The organism is Pseudomonas sp. WP18, from assembly GCF_036689585.1.
GTDB lineage: Bacteria > Pseudomonadota > Gammaproteobacteria > Pseudomonadales > Pseudomonadaceae > Aquipseudomonas > Aquipseudomonas chlororaphis_E.
In genome coordinates this window covers 5,945,496-5,968,983 of record NZ_CP144758.1, presented here as the reverse complement: position 1 = coordinate 5,968,983, position 23,488 = coordinate 5,945,496, and the positions used below count along the sequence as shown (strand labels likewise).

The following is a 23,488-nucleotide window of genomic DNA, read 5'->3' as shown; positions in this document are numbered from 1 at the left end:
GTCAATGGCGATGTTGGCTGTGCGGCCGTCTTCGCGGGCAAGCCCGCTCCCACAGGTTTTGCGGTTGCCTTGAGTCTGTGGTCACCACAGAGCAATGGTGGGATTGCCTTGAGTCTGTGGCCACCACAGAGCAATGGTGGGATTGCCTTGAGTCTGTGGCCACCACAGAGCAACTGTGGGGTTGCCTTGGGTTTGTGGCCACCACAGAACCAATTGTGGGAGCGAGCTTGCTCGCGAAGGCGGTGGGGCGGGCGCCGGCGTTGTCCCGCCACTTGCTCATTTCTTCAGCGTGTCATGGGCCTCCAGTGCCCGCAGGGAGTAGATGTAGGCCGCGCCGGCGTTCAGTGACACGGCAGTCGCCAGGGTGGCGGCGATTTCTTCGCGGGTGGCGCCGGCCTTGATGGCGGCATCGGTGTGGACGCCGATGCAGCCGTCGCAGCGGGTGGTGATTGCCACGGCAATGGAGATCAGCTCGCGGGTCTTGGCATCGAGCACGTTGTTCTCGGCGGCGGCCTCATCCAGGGCCATGTAGGCCTTGACCATCTTCGGGTTGCTCTTGCCCAGGGCACCGAAGGCGGACTTGATGGTAGGCAGCAGCTCGGACCAGTTATTGAACATTGCATTGACTCCTCAGGAAGTGGACGGGGTGTTGAGCCTTGTAGTCTTGACCATCCATGACAAACAGGCCCGTTGGCGGTGAAAAAAAGCCCGCTCCTCGTTCAAGGGGTTCGGGCCGGTAACAGTTTGAGCGTGCCATGGGTGTTGGCCGTCACCTCTTCCTCGGCCAGGTGTGCCTGGTGATACACCCCCTCGATGTACGCCTCGGCCTGATCCTCGTAATGCTTGTCGAACAACACGCCGCTCTGGCCCACAGGGTTGATGGTGACGCTGTGGCTCGGGTCGGCAAAGTCGATGATGCGCCGGGTGGAGGGCCCGTAGGTCACCGGCCAGGGTGCCGGGCCGATGCGGGCGGAAAGGTTGTTGGGCACCTCATGGGTGCCCGGTGCCGCGAACGGGCCGACGTTGAAGAGCCGATCCAGCGGTTTCTGCTGGCCCAGCGGATGACCGTGGGTCAGGGTGTGGGCCTTGCCCCATTGCCACTGGCTGGCGTCTTCGCCCAGGGTGGCCTTGAGGTGCGCGAGGCTTTTGCTCCAGGCGATGTGGACGATGTCGGCGCGGGTTTCCGTGCCCAGCGTCGAGCGATCGTCCCACCAGGGGGAATCGGCTGAAGCCGCCAGGCGTGGCAGGGCCGCATCGATCACCCGGGTCGACAGCGCCGTGTCGAAGAAGCCGTCGCCCAGTTCATCGCGCAGCGCCGCCTCGGCCAGGTTGAACAGGAACTGGTTGAACAGCGTGGCGCTGACGGAGTCCAGCGGATAATCGCCGGGCCATTGGGCCAGTTGGTCCACCCATTTGCGTTCCTGCGGGTCGCTGACCACGCCACGCAGCACAGGCAGCAGCGGCGCGAGCAGACGGGGGCCGTAGGCGGTGGTGGTGCCCAGTTGCAGTGCCTGGGTGGTCTGGATGTCCCACTTGGCCTGCTTGTCGCCGAGCTGCAGGTTCAGTTGCTGGCCGCGGTCGGCGAGGTTGTAGTACCCCGGGATCTCGATGCCGCTGGCCACCACCGGCTGGAAGTTGGCCGAAAGGATGTAGCCCCGCGCCGGGTTCTCCTCCTGCGGGTTGCTGCTGAAGGGGTAGAAACCGTCCTTTTCCGCCTCGGCGCTGCTGCCGTCGAGCATGAACCCGGGCTTCACGCCGCTCGGCCGCTTGGGCAACTGCGCGGCGGCCCACCAGCCGATATCGCCCTTGGCATTGGCCCAGACGACGTTCAACCCCGGTGCATGGATCTTGGACGAGGCATCGCGCGCCTTGGTGAGCGTGTCGGCACGGTTGAGCTGGTAGAAGGCATCGAGGATCGGGTTACGGCTCTCCAGGAAGCCCCACCACATGGCGACCGGGGTCTTGCCGGCGTTGGCACCGAGGGCGTCGTTGACGATCGGCCCATGGGGCGACTGGCGCAGCACCAGCGTCACCGGCGCCTGGCCCTTGACCGCAATCTGCTGCTCGCTGCGGGTCATGTCCACCCACTTGTCGCGGTACCAGACCTGCTCGGGATTGTCCGGGTTGACCTTCTCGGCGATCAGGTCCAGGTCGTCGTTCTGGAACATGGTGATGCTCCAGCCAAAATCCTTGTTCATGCCCAGCGTCGCAAATGGCATCAGCGCCTGGTAATGCCCGTAGAGCTCGAAACCGGGTGCCGACAGGTGCGCCTCGTACCACACCGAGGGCGCGGAAAAACGGATGTGCGGGTCGCCCGCCAGCAACGGCTTGCCGCTGTGGGTGCGGCTGCCGGAGACCGCCCAGGCGTTACTGCCTTCGAACTGCGGCAGGCCGTTCTCGGCCAGGGCCTGCTCGCTCAGGCGGGCCAGGGCATTGAGGTCTTTCCAGTCATTGGCGGCCAGTGGCAAGGCGCTCTTGCGGCCCTCGGCCAGCACGCCTTGGGGCTGCCAAGCGAGGTCGAAGATATCCAGGTAGTCAGCGCCCAGTTGATCGCGCACATAAGTCAGCAGCGGTTCGGTGCGAAAAGCCGCGGCGAAACTGTAGGCCATGTAGCCGGTGATGCTCACGGTGTCTTCGGCGGTGAAGGGGCGCTTGGGAATGCCCAGCACATCGAACTCCAGCGGCCGGGTGTGGCTGTCCTGGTAGGCATTGATGCCGTCCAGGTACGCCTGCATCGCGATCCAGGCCGGGGATTGCGGATCCTGCTCCGTCACATAGCGCGCGGCCCGCTCGCGGATCCGCAGGCTGCGCATCAGCTTGTCGGTGTCGAGCAGTTTGGGCCCCAGTATCTCGGCCAGTTCGCCACGGGCCAGGCGCCGCATGATCTCCATCTGGAACAGCCGATCCTGGGCATGGACATAGCCGAGGGCGCGGTACAGATCGGTTTCGTTCTCGGCGCGGATATGCGGCACCCCACGCTCGTCGTAGCGCACGGTCACCGAGCCCTGCAGGCCCTGCAATTGCACGGTGCCCTGGCGGGTGGGCTGCTTGCTGTAGAGGTAGCCGCCCGCGACGATGACAGCGGTGACGACCAGTGACAGGAAGGCAACGAGGGTGCGTTTCATGGGGATTCCTTATTCGGGTGACAGCGGTCCATCGTCTCGCTGTTGCTTCCCTGTTTAGCATACGGCCGCTTACCGGCGCATCGTCCATTGGAGGGATTTTCTCCAGACGGCCCCACGGCCAGCGTAATAGGCGGTGGAAGGTCCGGTGCCGCGACCGGGCGGCCGAGGCCGAGCATCGCAAGGCTATCGTTGATTGCGACAGCAATCACGCCTGTCGTCGTCGAAGTGCGGGGGATGTCAGTCGGCGTGTGTCAGGAGGGCCGACCGCGGGGCAGCGCCGGCGGCCGGTGGTGGGAGGGCGGTTTCAGGCGGTGATCGTCGAGCCATAGAAGGGTGGCCCGACGGGGTCATCAGCTTGGCCGGGTAGTCGGCGTCGGTTCGTTGGACGGCCCGCCTTGTGGTGGCGCTTCGCCTCGTTCGGCCAGCTCCATCGTGTCGCCAGTCGCCGTACTCTTAGGTCCTGTCCCCAAGCTCTTGACCCACTCGGTACCCAGGTTGAGCCCGGCGACCGTGGCTTGCGGAACCAACTGGGAAGCACCACGCGTGCCGTGATAGACGTTCTCGCCAGCGCGTCTCCAGCCCGGTGGCTGGGTGTGGGCAAGGGTGTCCCGGTTTGCATTCGTGAGGTTCTGCCATGGGACGTTTGCGCGTGCGGTCAGGTCGTCCTTGCCGTCGTTCAGCGCTTTGTTTTCCAGCGGTGCCGCTACGCTGTTGGCAAAGAACGGAAGCAGGGTCAGGCCCGAAGAGAAGAAGGTCGTGATGATCTGCTGCATTTTTTCCAGCGTCTCGGCATCTTCGCCTGGCGCGGCGGCGTCCCCCACTGCGGTGCGCATGGTAATACCCGCACCGACGCCAACGATTCGGTTCACATAGTCACTGATATTGGTCATGTTGGTCGGCAGCACTTTGCTTGATTCGGCCAGTGCCTTGGGCAGGAGCTCCTTCCATTCGCGCGTTTCGTTTTTGACCCGGTAGGTCGGGATCTTCTCGTCGCCATGGGTTTGAGAGTATTTGAACACGGCCTGACCGCCGGCCATGAGCGTGCCGCCGACCGCGGATGCCAGGCTGCGGGCGCCGATGCCCGAGGCGTTCACGCTGGTGAATTGATTCAGGACTTCTCGTACCGCATGAGCCGCACCGAATGCGATGTATCCGGTGAAGTCGCCGCTGATGGTGCCAAAGTTGTTGGCGTTTTGTTTAAGCAGGAAACTGGTGCGCTTGTCTTCCTGCGTCTTGTCGAGGGCCTCGCGTTGAGGATTGGCGACCCGTCGCCCATTCACCGTCACCTCCTGCAGGGCCTTGGGGTACACCGACAGCGGATCGACCTTCTCCAGCCCACTGCCGATGGTTTTATCGACGATGGTCTGGATGATGGGGCGGGCGCTGTCGCTGACCACTTTATGGGCGGCGCCCAGGACGGCCGAGGTACCCGCGGCGTGGGCTGCGAGGTGCGTACCGTCGAGCTTCTCATCGATTGCCGCGGTGCTGGCACCGAAGTGAGCCGAGGAGGCGAAGCCTTGCGGGATGCCCGCATCGGCAAACACCGCCAGCCCTGTCCGGAATCCACTGTGGGTCTTGAGGTCTGCGACATAGTCCTGGCGGCCGACGTTCTTCAGCGCCGTGTCCAGCACTTCGTTTTTCTTCGTCGCCGTCGTCAGTTCGCTGGGCTTGTCGTCCTTCTTGTCCACTAACTCTTCGAATTCCACCTGAACCTTGATCAACTGGTTCAGTTCAGAGGTCGCCTGGTCTCGTTCGGGCTGGGAAAGACTCTCGTTGTTCATCGCACTGCGCGCGTGCTCGATGCGGCTTTCCATGAAGGTATTCAAGCGGTCGGGCAGCTCTTGCGTCATGGCTTGCATGACGCCTTTGGCGTAACCGCGGAAGGCATCATGGCTGCTTTGCAGACTCGTACGTTCATCCCCCTGCGGCGTGCCTTCGATGACCTCCTGGCACAGCGAATGGTAGGCGCCGAGGGTGTTACCGACGCGGTCGCAGTGTTTGTCCCAGACGGCCTTGAAACCGCCGCCTTCCTTGCGGTCTTCCTCGCTCATACCCAGGTATTGGTTGAAATCCTTGACGAACTCGGCGGTTTCTTCCTGGCCCGACAGCATCGGGTGGGGGGTGCCGCCGAGTTCGACCAGATGCTTCTGCACATCCTGATAGCTGGTTCCTGGCGCAAAGCCCAGTACTTTACTTTCCAGGCTCATGTGCTCGCGCGCGTAGCCGAGCGGGTCGGTATCGGGGTTTTTCTTGCCGAGGGTGTTGACCAGCCCTGTCAGGCGCTGCTGCCGGGTCCTGAGGGTCTGCTGGGTGGCGTCGCTCGATTTTCCTTCGAAGTGATAAGGCACCAGCGGTGTGGTGGAGGGGCGGACCTGGTCGGACAGGCTGTTTCTGATCGGCGTGATCCGGTCGTCCTGGGCCAACGCCGCCGAGCTTGTGCTTCGTCCTACGGATAAATCTGGCATGTCGTGCTCTCCTAGATTGACAGGGCGTTGTTGAGCCCGGTGCTACGGGGTGTGGGTTTGTGCTGGGTGGGCTTGGCGGCGACGTTCGGGCTGGCACCGTCGAAGAAGTAACCCTCTCGCCAGATCAGCGCCATGTCGGCGATACCGCCCATGAGCCCCAGCAAGTGTTCGGCGGTGAGGTTTTCCAGGGGCACGTGGCCGATCAGGATCACCAGTTCGCTGTCGCTGTTGTAGGACAGGGACGGGCAGAACGGCCCGCTCAGCAGGTAGAGATTGGTTTCCAGCAGCCGTTGCAGGACGGCTTCGCGATTGGCGGTCGGCAGCGGCCCGAAGCTGGCGTAGATGAACACGTCGCCTTCACCCACGCTGGGGGTGTGCTTGAGGGAAAAGTCGACCTCCTTGACCGACAGGTTCGCCTGTTCGTAGAACGCGGACGGGGTGGGAATCATCGTGAGGGCGCAAAGCTGATCGATCAGCTTGCAATAGATGGGTGACGCCATGATTGACCTCGCATTGTCATCCAGGCGCGACGAGCGCCTGCTGCCCCTCGTGAGTGACGCCGGCGGCATTTCGGTTCCAAGTGCCGTTGTCATGTCGTGCGGATGGGAACCGTCGGGCCAGGATCGGCCACCCATTGGCGCCACCTCATTCAAGGTTGACCGCCCATGTCCCGTTCACTTTCACGTTCGCCGGTCCTTCGCTTCGTCCCCAGGGGGCTGTCCATGTTGGCGATGGGGTCCTTGCTGTACGGCTGCCAGCACCTCGAACCGCCGCTGACCATCGGTGACCCGTTCGCCAATGAAACCTATCGATCGCAACTGCGCTGGCGCACGCCGGCGCCCACGGACACGATCGTCCAGATCGAAGAACTGTCGTCCCAAGGCGACGGCAGCCTGTGGGCGCGCATGCGCCAGGGGTTTTCGCTGCAGGCCAAGGCCCGCGGCGTGGCGCGCATCGACGAGCAGCGCCGCTGGCTGATGGAGCGCCCGGCGTTTCTCACCCAGACCGGGCGCGCCGGCAGCCGTTACCTGCACTTCATCGTCGGCGAGTTGAGCAAGCGCAACATGCCGCTGGAGCTGGCGCTGTTGCCGGCCATCGAGAGCGGTTTCAACCCGAACGCGCAATCGCCCGCCCAGGCCATGGGCCTGTGGCAGTTCGTCCCGGCCACGGGGCGCCGTTATCAATTGCAGCAGCGGGCCGACTATGACGAGCGCCGGGATATTCCGTCTTCCACCCGCGCCGCCCTGGACTACCTGTCTTACCTGCATGACTACTTCGACGGCGACTGGCTGTTGGCGCTGGCTGCCTACAACGCCGGCGAAGGACGGGTGCGCGACGCCATCACGCGTAACCGGGCCCGTGGCCTGGCGACCCGCTACTGGGACCTGTCGCTGCCCGGCGAGACCCAGAACTACGTGCCGCGGTTGCTGGCGCTGTCGCAGTTGGTCAATACGCCGGCGGACTATGGCGTCGACCTGGTGCCCATCGCCGACCAGCCGTACTTCCAGATGCTCGCCCTGGCGCAGCCGGTGGACCTGGCGCACCTGGCGGTGTTGTCCGGTGTGCATGAGCGCGAGTTGCGCATGCTCAATCCGGCCGGGCGAGGCCGGGCCAGTGGGCGCTTGCTGATGCCCATGGCGGCCTCGCGCCGATTGAGCGCGCAGCCGGACCTGATCGCCCGGGCGGCGCAACCCCGGGTGCCGGGCGGCGAAGAACAACGGGTCGTCACTCCCGAGACCGGGGCAGCGGGGACGCAGGTCGCGGAGGCCAACGTGCCGCCAGGGGCATGACCCGACGCTCGCCCCGTGCCCGGGGCGAGGCACCGATCAAACAGGCTACAGACAACCCGTCGCGACGGTGGCCAGGTGCCGGCCGCGCGGGTCCATCAACACGTAGGAACCGATCGTATTGCACGCGAAGCCGAACGAGACGCCGCGCTCCGGATCGGCGAAACCGACCGTGCCACCGGCGCCCATGTGGCCGAACGCCTCGCTGCCCATGCCATAGCTGCCATTCGCCACGTTCGGCTGGTCGAGCATGATGCCCAGGCCGAAGCGTGCCGGCGTCTGGAGCGTCGGGTCGTACTCGGCGCTGTGTTCGCGCAGCATTTCATTGAGCAGCGGTGATTCCAGCAAGCGCCCGTCGAGCAGGCCGGCGTAGAACGTCGCCAGGCTGCGCGCGTTGCCGTGCCCGTTGGCGGCCGGTTGGGTCATGCGCTTCCAGCCGGGTTCGTTGCTGCGTCCCAGCACCATCGGCGGGTTGGCGAAGGCCAGGGCACTCATGGCCGTCGGCTCGGTGAGCACGTCCTGGAGCACGCGCCCGAAGGCTTCGTCGTCGATGTCTTCCTTGGTCCGTGCCATGTAGGCACAGCGCGCCATAGTCACGTCGTCCAGGCCCAGGTGAAAGTCCAGCGCCAGTGGCGCGGCCACCCGACGGCAAATGCTCTGGGCGGGGGGCAGGCCGTCCACCCGGCGCAGCAGTTCACCCAGGATCCAGCCGAACAGCAATGGCGAATAGGTCTGTCGTTCGCCGGCGCCGGCCCAGGGTTGTTCCCCGGCAATCAGCTGCGCCATGGTGTCCCAGTCGTACAGGGTTTCCGGCGCCAACGGTGTGCGCAGCGCCGGCAGCCCGGCCCGGTGGCACAGCACCTGGCGCAGGGTGATCGAGGCCTTGCCGGCGTCGGCGAAGGCCGGCCAGTGCTGGCAGAGCGGGGCGTCCAGGTCCAGCCGGCCTTCGCCCACCAATTGCATGATCGCCACCGCCGTGAAGGGCTTGGTGCAGGAGAACAGGTTGAGCAGGGTGTCGTGTTGCCAATGGCGATCCGGTTCGGGCCCGGCCTGGCCGGCCCAGAGGTCGATGACTGTTTCGCCGTCGACCTGCATGCACAAGGCGGCACCGCGTTCGAAGGGGCTTTGCATCAGTTGGCTGAAGGCCGCCCTGACCGGTTCGAAGCGGGGGTCGCAATGGCCATGGACTACGAATGCTCGCGTCATGTGTGCTCCAGAAAAGAGGGGAAGGTCTCTGCTGAGTGAGCGCGGCGCCGCAAACGGTTCAGAGGTTTGCCCGAAGGCGGGGGGGATGGATCTTTTCTGTACGCCAGGCCACTCACGGGCAACCATCCTGTCTCTGGAGCATGCCCATGGCGCACGAGCGCACCCTTGATTTCAACGGCGTCGATTTCAACAGCGATGCCTTCCGCAGCGCGGCTTACCGGCACTATGCGGCGCTGCGCGAGGTCGCGCCGGTGTTCCTCAGCCAACCGCAAGGGCAGTTGCCGATCTGGTACGTCACCGGCGCTCGGGAAGTCGAGACCGTGCTGCTGGACAACGAGCGCTTCGCCCGTGACCCGGCCCGCATCAGCCCGCAGTTCGCGGCGATGATCGGGGGCGAGCAATCCATCGCCTTTCTCAACGATCACATGCTCAACCGCGACGGCGAGCGCCACCGTCGCTTGCGTCGGCTGGTGAACAAGGCATTCACGCTCAAGGCGGTCAATGCCATGCGCCCGCGCATCGAGCAGATCGCCGAGACGCTGCTGGACCAGGCCGGGCCCAGCGGACACATGGACGTGGTGAGCCAATACGCGTTTCCGTTGTCGATCACCGTCATCGCCGAACTGCTCGGCGTCCCCGCCAGGGACCGGGACGATTTTCGCCGTTGGTCCCACATGATCGTCCAGCAGGTCGGGCACGACTTGAGCGAGTTGCAGCGCTGCTACAGCGAGTTCGCGAGCTACATGCTGGCCTTGATCGAGCAGCGTCGGGCGCAGCCCACCGACGACCTGGTGACTGCGTTGGTGCAGGTCGAGGAAGAGGGCAACGTGCTCAGTTGCAGCGAGTTGTGCAGCATGATTGCGCTGCTCATCATCGCCGGGCATGAAACGGCGGCGTCGATGATCGGCAATGCGGTGTACCTGCTGGTGCAGCATCCCCAGGCGCTGGTTCAACTGCGCGACGAACCGGGCCTGATGCCCAATGCCGTCGAGGAATTGCTGCGCTATGACTCGTCGGTGGAGCGCGCCATGGTCCGCTTCGTGACCCAGGACACCGAATTGGCGGGGCAACGCTTGCAGCGTGGCCAGCTACTGATGGCGGTGGTGGGGGCGGCCAATCGTGATGAAGCGCTGTGTGCCCATCCCGACACCCTGGACATCACCCGCCCGGCCTGCCCGCACCTGTCGTTCGGCAAGGGCACGCACCATTGCCTGGGGGCCTCGCTGGCCCGGCAGGAACTGGAAATCGCGTTGAACACCTTGCTCAGGCGCTGTCCGGGGCTGCAACTGGCGGTGGCGCCCGAGGCCGTGCACTGGCGCTATGTCCCCAATTTCAGGGGGCCGCAAGCCTTGCCTGTGCGCTGGTCGGTGGACTGACAATGGCAGGTGAGGCTCGCCCGACAACCCGGCTGGGCGAGCCGTGACGTTACGCCAGGACCGCGTGCGCCGGCCGGGTGTGTGCGGTGGCAGGCGCCGAAACGTCCGACGTCAGGTGCAGCCCGTAGAGGACCACGTCGGCCCGCGTGTCGGCGAACCGGGCAATGCCCGGAAACCGCCCCCATTGCGTCGCGCCCAGGCCTTGCACGCCGCGTTTGCTGGCCTCGTTATGCTCGATGATCCAGGCCACCAGCGTTTCGAAGCCATAGCGTCGGGCCAACACCACGGCGGCTTGGCCGAGGCGAATGCCGACGCCGCTGCCCACGTGGTCGTTGCGCACGTAGATCGACACCTCTCCGGTCAACCGGCAGGCCTGGGCGCCCCAACTGAAGCGGTTGACGATCAACCAGGCGACGACTTCGCCCTTGCGCTCCAGCACGTAGATCGGGTCGCCCTCCTTGACGAAGCAGTCGACGAAGAATGTCATTTCCTTCAGGGAAAACGCTCTGAGCACGGGGGAACTGGTGCCCCCCAGAGCGCTTTCGTTGAAGATATCGGTCATCACCGGCAGGTCGTCGGGCGTGTAGCGACGTACCCCGTGGGGCAGGTCGAGTCGGCTGTTCAAGCGATTGGTGGTCATGATCGGGCTTCTCCATAAACGCTGCGCTTGAGTTGCTCGCGGGCGCGGAACAAACGCGAGCGCACGGTCCCGATGGGCACGCCCAGGCGTTCGGCGGCGTCGCGGTAGCTGCTCTCGGTGTCCACGGCGGTCCACAAGGTTTCGCGCATGTCCTTGGGCAGCTCATCCATCGCCAACAGCGTGCGATCCAGCAGCCGGCGGTTGTCGCACAGCTCGCTGAGGTCGATGTCGTCACTGGACTCGTGGAACTCGCTCTCATCGAAGGTGCTCAGCGGCGGTTGCGCGTAGTAGCGGCGGAAATGGTTGCGGATCAGGTTCAGGGCGATTCCGCACAGCCAGGTGTCGGGCTTGGCCAGCCCCTTGAATTTCTCCTGGTTACGCCAGGCTTCCAGGTACGTGAGTTGGATGAGGTCGTCGGCGTCGTCCTGGTTGAGCACACGCTTTTGTACAAACAGACGCAGTTTGCGCTCCTCGCCAAATGTCATGCCTGGCGAGGAGGTTTTCGGGGGTGACACGAGGTTCAGACTGCTCATCGATGAATCCCTCTGAATAGGTGCATAGCGTCGATCGGATGTCGACAACCCCTATCAGCAGGACCTGTGCCAAACCCATTTTTTGATTTATCACTCTGATAAGTAACAATTTTTTATTAGAGCTCAGGCTCTATCTGTGCAGAGCCGTGCACAGCCGACCCGAGCGCCACTGCAATAATTTGCACCGCATGGCCGGGTGAAAAAGCACGCTGGCGTCACCCTGCGAATGCGTCGAAAAAAGCCTGTGCGGGGGATGGAACCGAACAGCGAAGCACTGCCACCCATTGAGCGTCCGAAACCACGCTCATGGTCATCATGAAAGTAGAAGCACCGACAAACATGCGCATTGCCGTCAATCTCGCCCAGGCCGCTTCGGCGCTGGGGGGCGTGGGCAAGCCTGTCGAAACGCAACAGGCCGTGCAGACCAATTCGATGGAGGAGGTCGGCATGACCTTCAGCCATCACGTGGAGCGCAACACCAAGGCCTTGAGCCAGCGGCGCATCCGTAATGCGCGCAGCGAGGTGGGCCAGACGCGGGTCGAGACGCGTGAGCGATTGGAAGAGTGGTACGACCAACTCGGTCATCCCGGCAAGCAGAGCCTGAGTGCGATGGCGGCCCAGGCCGGGACCCTGCTCTACGGCGAGCCGGTGCTCGAAGACGTGGTGCAAGCCACCGGTGGGGATCCGGCCCGTACCGACCTGATCCTGCAACAAGTGGTGCGCGAGGCCGAGTCCCAGGGCCGGCAGGTCGAAGCCAAGCGGGCCCGCGACTACCTGCAATTGCTGCGCGAACAATACAGCGCGCAGATCCAGGCCGGCATGAACATCGCCGAAGCGTTGCGCGCGGCGGGCGGCGATCCGCAACTGCGCCAGGCAGTGCGCCGCCTCTACTACGACACCGTGGTGCTCAAGCAGTCCCTGCCCACCATGATGCAGGCGCTGCTCGGGCTGTTTGGCGAAACCGCGTTCGTGTCGGGGCTGGACATGATGCGCCGGGCCCTGGCAGACGACATCGCCGCGCAGACCCCGTCGAGCCCCACCGCCAAGCTGCGTGCGCTGCTGATCGGCCTGGCCGCTTCGACCCAGCTCGGCAGCGTGCTGCACAGCTGCCGGCAGTTGCTGGAGCAATTGGCCGGCAGTTGCCCGGCCAGCCAGCTCACCGCGGTGCTGTTGCTCCAGCGCATGCTCGGGGTGGCGGCCAGTGGCTTGTCGGCGGCTGAAGTGCGCCGCATCGGACGTGAACTCGGCGGTGAAGAGGAACGCGATCAACTGGTTTCGCTGAACGGCTTGTATTCGATGCTCAAGCGTTTGCCGCTGGCGCTCTGGCGCGACGGCAAGAGTCGGCAGAGCGCATTGAAGAATCTGTTGGTGCTGCTGGATGAGCGTTCCCGTGGCGAGGTTCGCGGGCAGACCGCCGCACCGATCATAGGAGTGCACGCATGATCGCCCTGTTGAACAAAGTCGCCGGCGCAGCGGTGCGGCGTATCGAGGTGGCCGGCGCGTTCGTGGTGCTGGGCATCGTGTTCATGCTGATCCTGCCGCTGCCGACCTCGGTGGTCGATGCGCTGATCGCGGTCAACATCTGCATCTCCTGCCTGCTGATCGTGCTCTCGCTCTACCTGCCTCGCCCGTTGGCCTTTTCCTCGTTCCCGGCAGTGCTGCTGCTGACCACGTTGTTCCGGCTGGCGTTGTCGGTGGCGACCACTCGGCTGATCCTGCTTCAGGGCGATGCCGGGCATATCGTCCAGGCGTTCGGCAACTTTGTGGTCGGCGGTAACCTGGCCGTCGGGCTGGTGATCTTTCTGATCCTGACGGTGGTGAACTTCCTGGTGATCACCAAGGGCTCCGAGCGTGTCGCCGAGGTGGCCGCGCGCTTCACCCTGGATGCGCTGCCGGGCAAGCAGATGTCCATCGACAGTGATCTGCGCGCCAATCTGATCGATGTCAACGAAGCCCGTCGCCGCCGCGAAGAACTGAACAAGGAAAGCCAATTGTTCGGGGCGATGGACGGGGCGATGAAGTTCGTCAAGGGCGATGCCATCGCCGGCCTGGTGATTGTCGTGATCAACCTCATCGGTGGTTTCTCGGTGGGCATGATGCAGCACGACATGGGCGCCTCCGAGTCGATGCACCTGTATTCGGTGCTGACCATCGGTGATGGCCTCATCGCGCAAATTCCTGCACTGCTGATTTCCCTCACCGCCGGCATGATCATCACCCGGGTGTCGCCGGAAGGACAGCCGGCCGGGAGCAGCGTCGGCAAGGAAATCGCCAGCCAGTTGACTGCCGAGCCCAAGGCCTGGGTGATCGCGTCGGTGGGGATGCTGGGCTTCGCCGCGCTGCCCGGCATGCCGACGCTGGTGTTCATCGTCATCGCCCTGATCACCGGCACGGCCGGGATCGTCCAGTTGTATGCCCGCGCACGGCAGGCGCGGCAAGGCGATCAGGCACCGACGGTGTTGTCCCCCGAGCAGAACGGTGCAGAAGACCTGCGCAGCTTCGACCCGACCCGCGCCTATCTCTTGCAGTTTTCCAAGGCCATGCAGGGACACCCTGCCACCGAAGAAGCCATCCAGACGATTCGCAAGAAGCGCAATGGGCTGGTGGCCGGTTTTGGCCTGACGTTGCCGCCCTTTGAAATCGAATACAGCGCGTTGCTGGAGGACGACGAATGTCGCTTCTGCGTGCATGAGGTGCCGATGTTGCGCGCTACCTTCTGCGAGCGCGTGGCCGTGGCGCGCGGGCCCCTGCCTTTCGAACCGCGCCAGGCGCAGGTCGGCAGCGAGGTGCGGGACGAGCAGCAGTGGCTGTGGTTGATGCCCGATGACCCGTTGCTGGCGGATGAGCGGGTCGAGGCGGTGTCCGCCACCGAGCTGCTGGTGGAGCGGATGAGCCGCGCCATGTTCGCCACCGGTCCGCAGTTCCTTGGCCTGCAGGAAAGCAAGTCGATCCTTAGCTGGCTCGAGGCGGGCCAGCCGGAGCTTGTCCAGGAGTTGCAGCGGACCATGCCGCTAGCGCGTTTCGCGGCGGTGCTGCAACGCCTGGCCGGCGAAGGCGTTCCGCTGCGGGCGGTGCGCCTGATCGCCGAGTCGTTGATCGAACACGGGCAACACGAACGAGACGTCGGCGCCCTGACCGACTACGCCCGCATCGCCCTGAAGTCGCAGATCTATCACCAGTACCGCGACGCCGAGGGCCTGCATGCCTGGCTGCTGACGCCGGAAACCGAAACGCTGTTGCGCGATGCGTTGCGCCAGACGCAAACCGAAACCTTCTTTGCCCTGGAGAGCGGGCACACCCGGGCGCTGGTCTTGCAGTTGCGCGAAGGCTTCCCGCTGCGCGCCAAGCGCGTGGCCGTGCTGTTGGTGGCCCAGGACCTGCGCGCACCGTTGCGCGACCTGCTGCGCGATGAATTCAACCACGTGCCGGTGCTCGCCTACAGCGAGTTGCACAGCAACGCCCAGGTCAACGTCCTGGGCCGCTTCGACCTCGAGCAGGAACAACTGCGGGTAGAGGATGCTGCCTGACCGCCGTCGGCTTCGGCGGCGTCACGGGGCAATTGCACGGATTGCACATAACGAGGAGGGGAGCCTGCGGGTGTCCCGTCCACAACAGGTGAGGGCGAGCGATGTCGCCCCTTGAGGAGTTGGCCATGTTCGAGCTACGGGTATTGAGTGGTCTGCACCGGGGTGCGGCCTTGCCGTTGGTGGGCGATGAATGGGTGGTCGGGGCGGCGGAGGACGCCGACCTGGCCCTCTACGATCCAGGCATCTGCGCCCGGCACGTGCGCCTTGAACGAGTGGAGGAACAGTGGCGGCTGGCGCTGCTGGATGGCGTGGCGTGTGATGCACAAGGGCAACCCTGGACGCCCACGGAACCGTTGCCGGTCAACGCGCCTTTTGTCGTCGCCGGCATCTGGCTGTGCCTCGCCCCGGCCGACCAACCGTGGCCCCAGGAGGCGGCGTTGGAGAACGGTGCGCCGGCGGCAGGCAGCCCGGACAACCTGAAATCGGCGGCCCGGCCCTGGTGGCCCAGGCGCCTGGCCATTGCTGCCGCCGTGATCACCGTGGCGTCCAGTGCCTGGGCCTTTACCAGCCAACCGGCGCAGCCCGTGGCGCCCGGCCCGGCCCAGTCACTCAAGCGCAGCAAGGTGACGCTGGACAACGTCGCGGCGGTGCGCCTGGAGCTGGATCGCATGTTGCAAGAGCGCGACCTCGCGGCGCAGGTTCAGGTCGAGTCCCGGGACGATCGCCTGGTGCTGGTGGGCGAGCTGCCGCGCCAGCGCCTGGCGGTTGTCGAGCGCCTGGTCGAGCGGTTCAACGACCGTTATGAAACCCCGGTTCCGGTCACCGCCAACGTGCAGGAGCACCTGACGCAGTTGCCGTTCCAGATCGCCCAGATCGTGGGCGGCAAGCGCGGCCATGTCGTCACGTCCGACGGCCGCCGGTTGTTTCTCGGCGACCAGATCGATGGCTTGCGTCTGACGGCCATCGGCAACGACAAGGTGACCTTCGAAGGTGACCAACGCTACGAGGTCACCTGGTGATGACACACGCGGCGGCGGCACGCCTGCAGGCCTGGGAAAGCGCCCAGCGAGCACGCTTGCAGCGGTTCGCGCCGGTCGCGGTGCGCGGGCGGGTGCAACGGGTCAACGGCATTCTGTTGCAATGCCGGCTGCCCGAGGCGCAGATCGGCGATCTGTGCCGGGTCGAGCGCGATGCCCGTGAGCCACTGCTCGCCGAGATCGTCGGCTTCGACCAGCACGACGCCTTGCTCAGTGCCCTGGGCGGCCTGGAAGGCGTGCGCGTCGGGGCGACGGTGGAGCCCCTGGGCATGCCGCACCGGGTGCACGTGGGGCCGCAGTTGTTGGGCCAGGTACTGGACGGGTTCGGCCGGCCGCTGGTGGACGGTGGCGCCGGCGCGTTTGCCGATGCGTCCGTGCTGCACGCGTCGGTGGTGATTGGCGAAGCGCCTGCGCCCACCGCTCGGCCCCGCATCCAGCACGCCCTGACGACTGGCGTGCGTGCCATCGACGGGCCGCTGACCCTCGGCGAAGGCCAGCGCGTGGGGTTGTTCGCCGGTGCCGGCTGCGGCAAGACCACGCTGCTGGCAGAGATCGCCCGCAACGTCGATTGCGACGTCATCGTGTTCGGCCTGATTGGCGAACGTGGGCGCGAATTGCGCGAGTTCCTCGATCACGAACTCGACGACGAACTCCGGGCCCGCGCGGTGCTGGTGTGCGCCACTTCCGATCGTTCCAGCATGGAACGCGCCCGCGCGGCTTTCACGGCGACGGCACTGGCCGAGGGCTTTCGAGCCGAAGGCCGGCGCGTCCTGCTGTTGATCGATTCCCTGACCCGGTTTGCCCGGGCCCAGCGTGAAATCGGCCTGGCCGCCGGTGAACCGTTGGGGCGCGGAGGCCTGCCGCCGTCGGTCTACAGCCTGCTGCCGCGCCTGGTCGAGCGGGCCGGGTTGACCCAAGACGGCGCCATCACCGCGTTGTACACCGTGCTGATCGAGCAGGACTCGATGAACGATCCGGTGGCCGACGAAGTGCGCTCGTTGCTCGACGGCCACATTGTCCTGTCGCGAAAACTGGCTGAGCGCGGGCACTACCCGGCCATCGACGTGCTGGCGAGCTTGTCGCGGACCCTGGCCAATGTGGCCGAGGCGGAGCACCTGCGGGCGGGCATCAACCTGCGCCGGTTGTTGTCGGCCTACGATCAGATCGAACTGATGCTGCGCCTGGGTGAGTACCAGGCCGGCGCCGACCCGCTGACCGACCTGGCCGTGGAGTCACGCGGGGCCCTGGACGGTTTTTTGCGCCAGGACCTGCGCGAGCCGGAGCCGATGCCCTCGACCCTGGCTCACCTGCACCAGTTGACTGCCTATGTCCCAAGCTGACCTGGATGCCCTGGCGCCGGTGCGTCGTCACCGTGAGGCGCAGGCCGAGCGGGCGTGGCGCCAGGCCCGTGACCTGCTGCGTGAGCGCGAAGCCAGCGTGGCGGCGGCGCAGGCGCAGTGGCAGGCGGCCAGCGAGCGCCAGGCCGCGCAGCGTGCGGCCCTGTGCGACGAACACCGTGAGCGGGCGCTGAGCGTGGTCGAGTTGAATGCCTGGAGTACCCAGGAACGCCGCCTGATGGGCGAGCTGGCCGAGCAAGCCCAGGGCGTGCAGGCGCTGGACGCTGCCCGGGCCCAGCAGGCACAGGACACGGAAGCGGCACAGCTGCGCCTGCGCGGGCGCCGCCGCGACCTGGAAAAGCTGAAGGCGTTGATGGAGCGCCTGGCGCAGGAGTCATGCGATGAATGAACGTCCCGTACGCCATGAGCCGGTGCCTCGGCACGAACCGCCGAGCGCCCCGGTTCGCCACCCGTTGCGTGGGTATGAACCGCCACCGGCCCAGGCGAGTCGGGCGCTACGCTCGACGCTGCGTGATTGCACGCCCGGCACCGATCGCGACCCGGAAGCCACGATCGGTCGCAGCGACGGCTACTGGTTCCGCCAATGGGTCGAGGCACCAGAGGGCGGCTTGCAACAGGACACTGCCGGGGCGGGCTCGTTGTCGGGCCTGGTGGGCCTGGACGGCAGTGATGTGGAGGCGTTTGTCGATCAGCTCACGCCGCGCTTGCGCGCCACCCAGGACCTGCAACTGGACCTGTTGCTGCACCTGCCGCACCTGGGACGGATCAAGGTGCTGGCACGGCGGCTGGACAGTGGTCCCGGCTGGGACATCGGCCTGAGTGGCGAAAGCGATGAGGTGCAGGCGCGCCTGTCGAGCCGAAGCGGCCACCTCGAAGACGCCTTGACGCAGAGCCTGGGACAACCGGTGAGCGTGCACGTGGCACGCGTAGAGGAGGACGACTGACATGAGCGCATTTGCACTGTCGCTGCCATCGGTCAGCGCCGAGGAAGCCGTCGCCCGCCAACGGCTGGGGGCTGGCGTCGAGTTGCCGTTCGACGTGGCGGGAGAAACGGGGCGACTGGCGCTGAGCCTGGGCAACGGCCCCACGGGTGCCTCGCCCGCTGTGCTCGAGTGTGCCCACGGGGCGTTTGTCTTGGGTGAACCCGGCCCGGTGCTGAGCCTGTTCGGTGAGTGCCCGGTGGTCTTGCCCGCCGAGCCCGGGGCCGATGACGAGTGGTTCTGGTCCCTGTTCCATCAGCTCCTGAGCGAGCCCTTGCGCCAAGCCTTCGGTTTTCTCAAGCCGCTGGCCGCGACCGGAGTCAGCGGCATTGCCTGTCGACTCGAGGTGCAGTTGGGGGCCGCGCGTGTGGTCAGCCACCTGGAGGTGCCCGGCCAGACCTTGCTGGGCCTGCTCGACGCCGCCCTCTGGCAGCGCCAGGCCGAGCCCTGGACCGAACACTTTATGTTCCGCGTGCCGCTGCTGGTCGGGCACCTGGCCCTGGCCAGCGGACAGCTCGCCGCCCTTCGCCCCGGTGACGTGGTGATACCCGAGGAACACCGGTTCGATTCATCCGGCCAAGGCCTGGTTCGCCTGGGCCGGCATTGCCTACACGTGCAGGTGCACAGCCACGCCGCACCGTTGCACCTGACCGTACTCGCGCTTGAGGAGACCGCTATGAGCAGCACCGCCGACACCGACATCCTGACGCCCGAATGGGACGACACCGCCCGCTACGCCGCCGACGAACAGGACCCGGCGGCGTTCGACCCGGCGACCTTGGCCCAGGCCGACGCCGAAGCCGGAGCCGATGCCGAGGACGCACCGGCGGCACAACAAGCGGCCGTCGACCGCCATGAACGTTTCGACGACCTGCCGCTGGCGCTCACGGTACGTTGCGGCCACCTGAACCTGACCTTGGGCGAACTGCGCAACCTGGCACCCGGCGCGGTGCTGCAAGTGCAAGGCGTAGCCGCGGGGGCCGGGGCCTTGTTCTATGGCGAGCGGCCCGTGGCCCATGGCGAGTTGGTGGAGGTCGATGGCCGGCTGGGCTTGCAGATCGTCCGCGTGGATGTGGCTGGATGAGCTTCCAGGGGGTCGACCCCTTCCTGCTGGCGCTGTTCATCGGGGGCATTTCCCTGGTGCCGCTGCTGCTGATCATCTGCAGCGCGTTCCTCAAGATCGCCATCGTGCTGACCATCACCCGTAACGCCATCGGCGTGCAGCAAGTGCCGCCGAACATGGCGCTGTATGCCATTGCGCTGGCCGCGACGCTGTTCATCATGGCGCCGGTGGGCCACAACGTGGCCGAAGCGCTCAAAGAACGGCCGCTGGACTTCAGCAACACCGAGGCGTTGCAGGGGTCGGCCCTGAACGCGATCAAGCCGCTGCAAGCCTTCATGTCGCGTAACACCAACCCGGACATCCTCACCCACCTGTTGGAGAACACCCAGCGAATGTGGCCCAAGGAGCGCGCCGAGCAGGCCAGTCGCGATGACCTGATGCTGCTGATCCCGGCGTTCATGCTGTCGGAACTGGAGGCGGGCTTTCAGATGGGCTTTTTGATCTACATCCCGTTCATCGTCATCGACCTGATCGTGTCCAACCTGCTGCTGGCGCTCGGCATGCAGATGGTGGCGCCCATGACCATTTCGTTGCCGCTCAAGTTGCTGGTCTTCGTGCTTGCCCAGGGTTGGACGCAGCTACTGGACAGCCTCTTCTATTCCTACCTCTGAGGACCTGCGATGGACGCGATGACGCTGTTCAAGGAAGGCATGTTGCTGGTGGTCCTGCTCTCCGCGCCGCCGTTGATCGTGGCGGTGCTAGTGGGGGTGCTGACCTCGCTGGTGCAGGCCTTGATGCAGATCCAGGACCAGACCCTGCCGTTCGGCATCAAGCTGGTGGCGGTGGGGCTGACCCTGCTGGTGACCGGGCGCTGGGTGGGCGGAGAACTGATGGGATTGCTGCGCCGGGCCTTTGAAATGATGGCCAACACCTGATGGCGGCCTCGGCGTTCCTGCCCTATTTCGACCTGCTGCTGTCGGTGGCGCTCGGCATGGCGCGCATCTATCCGGTCGCCTACCTGGTGCCGGTGTTCTGCTTCCAGCACCTGCGCGGCCTGCCGCGCCATGCCATCGTCTTCGCCCTGGCGATGTTGCCGGCCCCCGGTATCCGCCAGGCGCTGATCGACGCCCAGGTCAACTGGCTGTTCCTGGGCGGCTTGATGGTCAAGGAGCTGATATTGGGCTTCTTGCTCGGGGTGTTGCTGGCGATGCCGTTCTGGCTGTACGAATCGGTGGGGGCCTTGCTGGACAACCAGCGCGGCGCGCTCATCGGCGGCCAGTTGAACCCGGCACTGGGCACCGATACCACGCCCCTGGGCCACCTGTTCAAGGAGATGATCATCCTGTTGCTGGTCGCCACCCTGGGCATCGGCACCTTGACCCAGGTGATCTGGGACAGCTACCTGGTCTGGTCGCCCACGACCTGGTTCCCGCTGCCCGGCGCGGATGGCTTCGGGGTGTTCCTCGGGCTGCTCGCCGAGATGTTCATGCACATGCTGCTCTACGCCGCGCCGTTCATTGGCCTGTTGTTGCTGGTGGAGTTCAGCCTGGCGCTGCTGAGCCTGTACAGCCCGCAACTGCAGGTGTTTATCCTCGCCATGCCGGCCAAGAGCCTGATTGGCCTGGGCTTCTTGCTGTTCTACCTGCCCACGCTGTGGGACGCGATGACCGGCCGTCTCATCCGCTATGGGGAAATCCGGCACCTGCTTGACCTGCTGTTGCAGGCGCCCTGAGGGAGGGGCTCGCCGATGAGTGAAGACAGTGGCGAAAAGACCAAGAGCGCGACGCCGAAGAAGATTCGCGACGCCCGCAACAAAGGCCAGGTTGGCCAGAGCCAGGACCTCAGCAGCCTGCTGGTGCTCGCGGCGGTCACCGAGGTGGCGTTGACACTGGCCGATGACAGCATGCAGACGCTGCAAGACCTGGCGGCCTTCCCGCTGCATCGGCTGGACGTCGATTTCACGCGGGCCTTCGAGGAAACCCTGGCCCATGCCGGTAGCGTGTTGCTCAGCTTCACCCTGATGACCGTGGGGCTGGCGATTGCCACGCGGCTGGTGGCCGGCTGGATACAGTTCGGCTTCCTGTTCTCCCCCGAGGCCCTGGCGCCTGACCCGAACCGCCTGAACCCGCTGAACCAGGCCCAGCAGATGTTTTCCGGGCAGGCGCTGATCAACCTGTTCATGGGGCTGGTCAAGGCAGTGTTCATCGGGGCCGTGCTGTACCTGGTCACGATGCCGGCGCTCGGGGCGTTGGTCAGCCTGGTCAACGGCGACCTGCAAACCTACTGGCGCGGGTTGGCCAGCTTGTTCCGGCACATCATGCACACGTGCCTGGCGGTGTTGCTGGTGTTGGCGATCATCGACTTCGGCCTGCAGAAGTACTTTTTTGCCAAGCGCTTGCGCATGAGCGAGGAAGAAGTGCGCAAGGAATTCAAGGAAATGGAAGGCGATCCGCACGTCAAGATGCACCGCCGCAACCTGGCCCGGCAGTTGGCCGGGCAGTCCGCCGAGAAGGAAGCTCAGCCGGTGGAGGACGCCGACATGCTGGTGGTCAACCCCACTCACTTTGCCGTCGCGCTGCGCTACCGGCCCGAGGAAACGGCGCTGCCGCAGCTCATCGTCAAGGGCGTCGATGCCGAGGCCCGGGCGCTGATCGAGCGGGCCAAGGCGGCGCGGATCCCGGTCATCCAGTGCATTTGGCTGGCGCGCACGATCTACCGCGAGGACGTCGGCGGTTTCATCCCCCGCGAGACGCTCCAGGCAGTGGCGCACATCTACCGGGTGCTGCGGGAACTGGACGACGAGGCCAAGGCCGAGGTGATCGAGATTCCGGAGTTGAACCTGCGCTGAGGCCGGGCGAGGGAACCGATGCACCCGTGACGGCCACTCAGGGGATGAGCCGGATTCGTCCGGGCGCTGCCGGCTTGCCGCTATGGCCCGCCTATCCTCCCCGAGGAACCCACTGGAGAATTTCCCATGCCCCATGATCCAAGCCTTGTCGGGCGCACAGGCGCCCTGCACGGGGTCGACAGCAGCCTGTTGTCCAACGCTTCCACGTTGAGCCAGCAGCCTCTCGAAGCCCAACAACGCCGCACCAGCCAGAGCTTGCAGGCACGAGGGCGTTCGTCCTCGACGCCCCCGACGTTGCATCAGCGCGGTCGAACCCGCACCCGCGAGGAAACCCGCGCGTCCCGTGCCAGGTCCCAGCCCCCGCAGCCACGGCCGTCCGCCGAAACCGATACGGCGACCCCGCCGCCGGCACCTAGCTCCGAGCAAACGCTGCTGAGCGACATGGAGTCCCGTCAGCGACAGTTGATGGCGAATCAGTTCGAACTTCAGATGGGCATCGAGGAGCGCCAGGCGGCGATGCTGAAAATCAAGAGTGCCGCGGACATGACCAAGCTGATGAGCGACACGGTGACAGAAGTCACCAAGGGCTTCCTGGACAGCGCCAGGAAGGTCATGCAGGAAGGTGGCGAAGCGATGAAGCTGCGTTGAGGCCCGATGCCCACGGCCCCGCCAGGCGTACCTGGTGGGGCTCGACGGGGCGGTTCAACCCAGGCGGGTGCGGTTCATGGCGAGGCTCGCCGGACGGGGTTCGCCCGGCTTGGCCAAATCGAGGATGCGAGGGCGCACCTCGTTGACCTGGGCGACGAACCCCACCACCCAATGACAGAACCGGGTTTCGTCGAGGGCCGACAACGCGCTGTGGGCGCACAGGCGAACACAGGCCTTGTCGTCCAGGGCCAGCCAGCTGCCGCCGAGCAGGTCCAGGCGAAAGTTGAGTTCCAGCAGGCGCTTGTGCAGGCCGGGGGCGTGGACCGTCACCTCGATCGCGCAGTGCAGAATGGCCATGTCGCTGTGCTCGGGCAACTCGATGACCACCGCTTCGCGGTTGTGCTTGTCATACAGCGCGCACACACCTTGCTCCAGTTGCAAGTCCGCGTGCAGATGGTCTGCGAGGGCCGAGATCAAACGTTGGGCGAGCGGTGCGGCGGTCATGGCGAACCTCAGTAGGTGGCTGGACGGTCGTCGAGGTCTTCCAGGCCCAGCAGCGAAAGCTGTCGGGACTGGATCTCGTCGAGCAGTTCAGATGTGATGGAGGAGTCCGGCAGCGCCTGCCACACCACGAGCGCTCGCTGTGGGTCGAGGAACACGAACAGTTGAGCGTATTCCAGCGGGTTGGCGAAGCGTCGTTCGAGCGCTTGCTGGATCTGGTTGGCGCGTAGCACCTGGCTTTGTACTTGTAGCGCGAGCCCCACGCTGTGAGGCTCGCGTCTCAAGCCGAACTCAATGCCGGGGGCAATTTCCCAATACGTCGCAATGCCGGCGATGATGTTCTTTTGAAAAGCTTGGCGAGTGCTTGCGCTGTGCACCGAGAAAGACATGCCGA

23 protein-coding genes are annotated in these 23,488 nt (G+C 65.4%); 14 read left to right on the top strand and 9 right to left on the bottom strand.

The window, feature by feature from the left end:
* Positions 1–276: 276 nt before the first annotated feature.
* The 4 genes from V5F23_RS26675 to V5F23_RS26660 form a co-directional block, all read right to left on the bottom strand.
* The gene (locus V5F23_RS26675) at positions 277–618 is read right to left on the bottom strand and encodes a carboxymuconolactone decarboxylase family protein (protein WP_024780471.1); all 342 of its coding nucleotides are present in this window, start codon (positions 616–618) and stop codon (positions 277–279) included.
* Between the two features lie 101 nt (positions 619–719).
* On the bottom strand, positions 720–3,125 hold the full coding sequence (locus V5F23_RS26670) for a penicillin acylase family protein (protein WP_042729311.1): 2,406 nt from the start codon (positions 3,123–3,125) through the stop codon (positions 720–722).
* Positions 3,126–3,475: 350 nt separating this feature from the next.
* Positions 3,476–5,548: a type III effector gene (locus V5F23_RS26665; RefSeq protein WP_237614141.1), complete on the bottom strand. Its 2,073-nt coding sequence runs from the start codon at positions 5,546–5,548 to the stop codon at positions 3,476–3,478.
* A 53-nt stretch (positions 5,549–5,601) separates the two neighbouring features.
* On the bottom strand, positions 5,602–6,090 hold the full coding sequence (locus V5F23_RS26660) for a type III effector (RefSeq protein WP_042729309.1): 489 nt from the start codon (positions 6,088–6,090) through the stop codon (positions 5,602–5,604).
* 165 nt (positions 6,091–6,255) lie between these two features.
* Here V5F23_RS26660 and V5F23_RS26655 point away from each other — a divergent pair, with 165 nt between their 5' ends.
* A complete protein-coding gene (locus V5F23_RS26655; RefSeq protein WP_042729308.1) occupies positions 6,256–7,380 on the top strand; it encodes a transglycosylase SLT domain-containing protein in 1,125 nt (374 codons plus the stop codon).
* A gap of 45 nt (positions 7,381–7,425) precedes the next feature.
* On the opposite strand, the gene V5F23_RS26650 is transcribed toward V5F23_RS26655, so the two are convergent.
* The gene (locus V5F23_RS26650) at positions 7,426–8,583 is read right to left on the bottom strand and encodes an EstA family serine hydrolase (RefSeq protein ID WP_042729307.1); all 1,158 of its coding nucleotides are present in this window, start codon (positions 8,581–8,583) and stop codon (positions 7,426–7,428) included.
* Positions 8,584–8,729: 146 nt separating this feature from the next.
* Between V5F23_RS26650 and V5F23_RS26645 the strand changes: the two genes are divergently transcribed.
* The gene (locus V5F23_RS26645) at positions 8,730–9,959 is read left to right on the top strand and encodes a cytochrome P450 (RefSeq protein WP_042729306.1); all 1,230 of its coding nucleotides are present in this window, start codon (positions 8,730–8,732) and stop codon (positions 9,957–9,959) included.
* Positions 9,960–10,008: 49 nt separating this feature from the next.
* Here V5F23_RS26645 and V5F23_RS26640 read toward each other — a convergent pair whose 3' ends face one another.
* Both V5F23_RS26640 and V5F23_RS26635 read right to left on the bottom strand, forming a co-directional pair.
* Positions 10,009–10,599, bottom strand: a complete 591-nt coding sequence (locus V5F23_RS26640) for a GNAT family N-acetyltransferase (protein ID WP_042729305.1) — start codon at positions 10,597–10,599, stop codon at positions 10,009–10,011.
* Positions 10,596–11,132 carry an RNA polymerase sigma factor gene (locus V5F23_RS26635; protein WP_047735823.1) on the bottom strand — a complete coding sequence of 179 codons (537 nt, stop codon included), beginning with the start codon at positions 11,130–11,132 and terminating at the stop codon, positions 10,596–10,598. The genes V5F23_RS26640 and V5F23_RS26635 overlap by 4 nt, the downstream gene beginning before the upstream one ends.
* 339 nt (positions 11,133–11,471) lie before the next feature.
* Between V5F23_RS26635 and sctW the strand changes: the two genes are divergently transcribed.
* The 12 genes from sctW (at position 11,472) to V5F23_RS26575 (ending at position 22,593) form a co-directional block, all read left to right on the top strand.
* On the top strand, positions 11,472–12,575 hold the full coding sequence (gene sctW, locus V5F23_RS26630; protein WP_185057676.1) for a type III secretion system gatekeeper subunit SctW: 1,104 nt from the start codon (positions 11,472–11,474) through the stop codon (positions 12,573–12,575).
* Positions 12,572–14,659: a type III secretion system export apparatus subunit SctV gene (gene sctV / locus V5F23_RS26625; protein WP_042731010.1), complete on the top strand. Its 2,088-nt coding sequence runs from the start codon at positions 12,572–12,574 to the stop codon at positions 14,657–14,659. The genes sctW and sctV overlap by 4 nt, the downstream gene beginning before the upstream one ends.
* Before the next feature lie 125 nt (positions 14,660–14,784).
* Entirely contained in the window at positions 14,785–15,678 is an 894-nt protein-coding gene (locus V5F23_RS26620) for an FHA domain-containing protein (RefSeq protein ID WP_042731011.1), read from the top strand.
* A complete protein-coding gene (locus tag V5F23_RS26615) occupies positions 15,678–17,036 on the top strand; it encodes a FliI/YscN family ATPase (RefSeq protein WP_042731012.1) in 1,359 nt (452 codons plus the stop codon). The genes V5F23_RS26620 and V5F23_RS26615 overlap by 1 nt, the downstream gene beginning before the upstream one ends.
* Positions 17,023–17,442: a hypothetical protein gene (locus V5F23_RS26610; protein ID WP_042731013.1), complete on the top strand. Its 420-nt coding sequence runs from the start codon at positions 17,023–17,025 to the stop codon at positions 17,440–17,442. The genes V5F23_RS26615 and V5F23_RS26610 overlap by 14 nt, the downstream gene beginning before the upstream one ends.
* Positions 17,435–17,998 (top strand): hypothetical protein, encoded by a 564-nt coding sequence (locus V5F23_RS26605; protein ID WP_042731014.1) that lies wholly within the window; start codon positions 17,435–17,437, stop codon positions 17,996–17,998. The genes V5F23_RS26610 and V5F23_RS26605 overlap by 8 nt, the downstream gene beginning before the upstream one ends.
* 1 nt (position 17,999) lies before the next feature.
* The gene (locus V5F23_RS26600) at positions 18,000–19,118 is read left to right on the top strand and encodes a FliM/FliN family flagellar motor switch protein (RefSeq protein WP_042731015.1); all 1,119 of its coding nucleotides are present in this window, start codon (positions 18,000–18,002) and stop codon (positions 19,116–19,118) included.
* Positions 19,115–19,768, top strand: a complete 654-nt coding sequence (gene sctR, locus V5F23_RS26595; RefSeq protein WP_042731016.1) for a type III secretion system export apparatus subunit SctR — start codon at positions 19,115–19,117, stop codon at positions 19,766–19,768. Before V5F23_RS26600 ends, sctR begins: the two co-directional genes overlap by 4 nt.
* A gap of 9 nt (positions 19,769–19,777) precedes the next feature.
* Positions 19,778–20,032, top strand: a complete 255-nt coding sequence (sctS, locus tag V5F23_RS26590; protein WP_042731017.1) for a type III secretion system export apparatus subunit SctS — start codon at positions 19,778–19,780, stop codon at positions 20,030–20,032.
* A complete protein-coding gene (sctT, locus tag V5F23_RS26585) occupies positions 20,032–20,829 on the top strand; it encodes a type III secretion system export apparatus subunit SctT (RefSeq protein WP_042731018.1) in 798 nt (265 codons plus the stop codon). Before sctS ends, sctT begins: the two co-directional genes overlap by 1 nt.
* Positions 20,830–20,844: 15 nt before the next feature.
* The gene (gene sctU / locus V5F23_RS26580; protein ID WP_042731019.1) at positions 20,845–21,945 is read left to right on the top strand and encodes a type III secretion system export apparatus subunit SctU; all 1,101 of its coding nucleotides are present in this window, start codon (positions 20,845–20,847) and stop codon (positions 21,943–21,945) included.
* A 126-nt stretch (positions 21,946–22,071) separates the two neighbouring features.
* Entirely contained in the window at positions 22,072–22,593 is a 522-nt protein-coding gene (locus V5F23_RS26575; RefSeq protein ID WP_185057675.1) for a type III effector, read from the top strand.
* Positions 22,594–22,647: 54 nt separating this feature from the next.
* On the opposite strand, the gene V5F23_RS26570 is transcribed toward V5F23_RS26575, so the two are convergent.
* Both V5F23_RS26570 and V5F23_RS26565 read right to left on the bottom strand, forming a co-directional pair.
* Positions 22,648–23,097: a type III secretion system chaperone gene (locus V5F23_RS26570; protein WP_042731020.1), complete on the bottom strand. Its 450-nt coding sequence runs from the start codon at positions 23,095–23,097 to the stop codon at positions 22,648–22,650.
* 8 nt (positions 23,098–23,105) lie between these two features.
* Complete coding sequence (locus tag V5F23_RS26565; protein ID WP_042731021.1) at positions 23,106–23,483, bottom strand: hypothetical protein; 378 nt, start codon at positions 23,481–23,483, stop codon at positions 23,106–23,108.
* Positions 23,484–23,488 lie beyond the last annotated feature (5 nt).

Excerpts from the sequence above, each read along its gene's own strand:
- V5F23_RS26675 (WP_024780471.1), bottom strand. The coding sequence starts at position 618 with ATGTTCAATAACTGGTCCGAGCTGCTGCCTACCATCAAGTCCGCCTTC.
- V5F23_RS26670 (WP_042729311.1), bottom strand. The coding sequence starts at position 3,125 with ATGAAACGCACCCTCGTTGCCTTCCTGTCACTGGTCGTCACCGCTGTC.
- V5F23_RS26660 (WP_042729309.1), bottom strand. The coding sequence starts at position 6,090 with ATGGCGTCACCCATCTATTGCAAGCTGATCGATCAGCTTTGCGCCCTC.
- V5F23_RS26655 (WP_042729308.1), top strand. The coding sequence starts at position 6,256 with ATGTCCCGTTCACTTTCACGTTCGCCGGTCCTTCGCTTCGTCCCCAGG.
- V5F23_RS26650 (WP_042729307.1), bottom strand. The coding sequence starts at position 8,583 with ATGACGCGAGCATTCGTAGTCCATGGCCATTGCGACCCCCGCTTCGAA.
- V5F23_RS26645 (WP_042729306.1), top strand. The coding sequence starts at position 8,730 with ATGGCGCACGAGCGCACCCTTGATTTCAACGGCGTCGATTTCAACAGC.
- V5F23_RS26640 (WP_042729305.1), bottom strand. The coding sequence starts at position 10,599 with ATGACCACCAATCGCTTGAACAGCCGACTCGACCTGCCCCACGGGGTA.
- V5F23_RS26635 (WP_047735823.1), bottom strand. The coding sequence starts at position 11,132 with ATGAGCAGTCTGAACCTCGTGTCACCCCCGAAAACCTCCTCGCCAGGC.
- sctW (WP_185057676.1), top strand. The coding sequence starts at position 11,472 with ATGCGCATTGCCGTCAATCTCGCCCAGGCCGCTTCGGCGCTGGGGGGC.
- sctV (WP_042731010.1), top strand. The coding sequence starts at position 12,572 with ATGATCGCCCTGTTGAACAAAGTCGCCGGCGCAGCGGTGCGGCGTATC.
- V5F23_RS26620 (WP_042731011.1), top strand. The coding sequence starts at position 14,785 with ATGTTCGAGCTACGGGTATTGAGTGGTCTGCACCGGGGTGCGGCCTTG.
- V5F23_RS26615 (WP_042731012.1), top strand. The coding sequence starts at position 15,678 with ATGACACACGCGGCGGCGGCACGCCTGCAGGCCTGGGAAAGCGCCCAG.
- V5F23_RS26610 (WP_042731013.1), top strand. The coding sequence starts at position 17,023 with ATGTCCCAAGCTGACCTGGATGCCCTGGCGCCGGTGCGTCGTCACCGT.
- V5F23_RS26605 (WP_042731014.1), top strand. The coding sequence starts at position 17,435 with ATGAATGAACGTCCCGTACGCCATGAGCCGGTGCCTCGGCACGAACCG.
- V5F23_RS26600 (WP_042731015.1), top strand. The coding sequence starts at position 18,000 with ATGAGCGCATTTGCACTGTCGCTGCCATCGGTCAGCGCCGAGGAAGCC.
- sctR (WP_042731016.1), top strand. The coding sequence starts at position 19,115 with ATGAGCTTCCAGGGGGTCGACCCCTTCCTGCTGGCGCTGTTCATCGGG.
- sctS (WP_042731017.1), top strand. The coding sequence starts at position 19,778 with ATGGACGCGATGACGCTGTTCAAGGAAGGCATGTTGCTGGTGGTCCTG.
- sctT (WP_042731018.1), top strand. The coding sequence starts at position 20,032 with ATGGCGGCCTCGGCGTTCCTGCCCTATTTCGACCTGCTGCTGTCGGTG.
- sctU (WP_042731019.1), top strand. The coding sequence starts at position 20,845 with ATGAGTGAAGACAGTGGCGAAAAGACCAAGAGCGCGACGCCGAAGAAG.
- V5F23_RS26575 (WP_185057675.1), top strand. The coding sequence starts at position 22,072 with ATGCCCCATGATCCAAGCCTTGTCGGGCGCACAGGCGCCCTGCACGGG.
- V5F23_RS26570 (WP_042731020.1), bottom strand. The coding sequence starts at position 23,097 with ATGACCGCCGCACCGCTCGCCCAACGTTTGATCTCGGCCCTCGCAGAC.
- V5F23_RS26565 (WP_042731021.1), bottom strand. The coding sequence starts at position 23,483 with ATGTCTTTCTCGGTGCACAGCGCAAGCACTCGCCAAGCTTTTCAAAAG.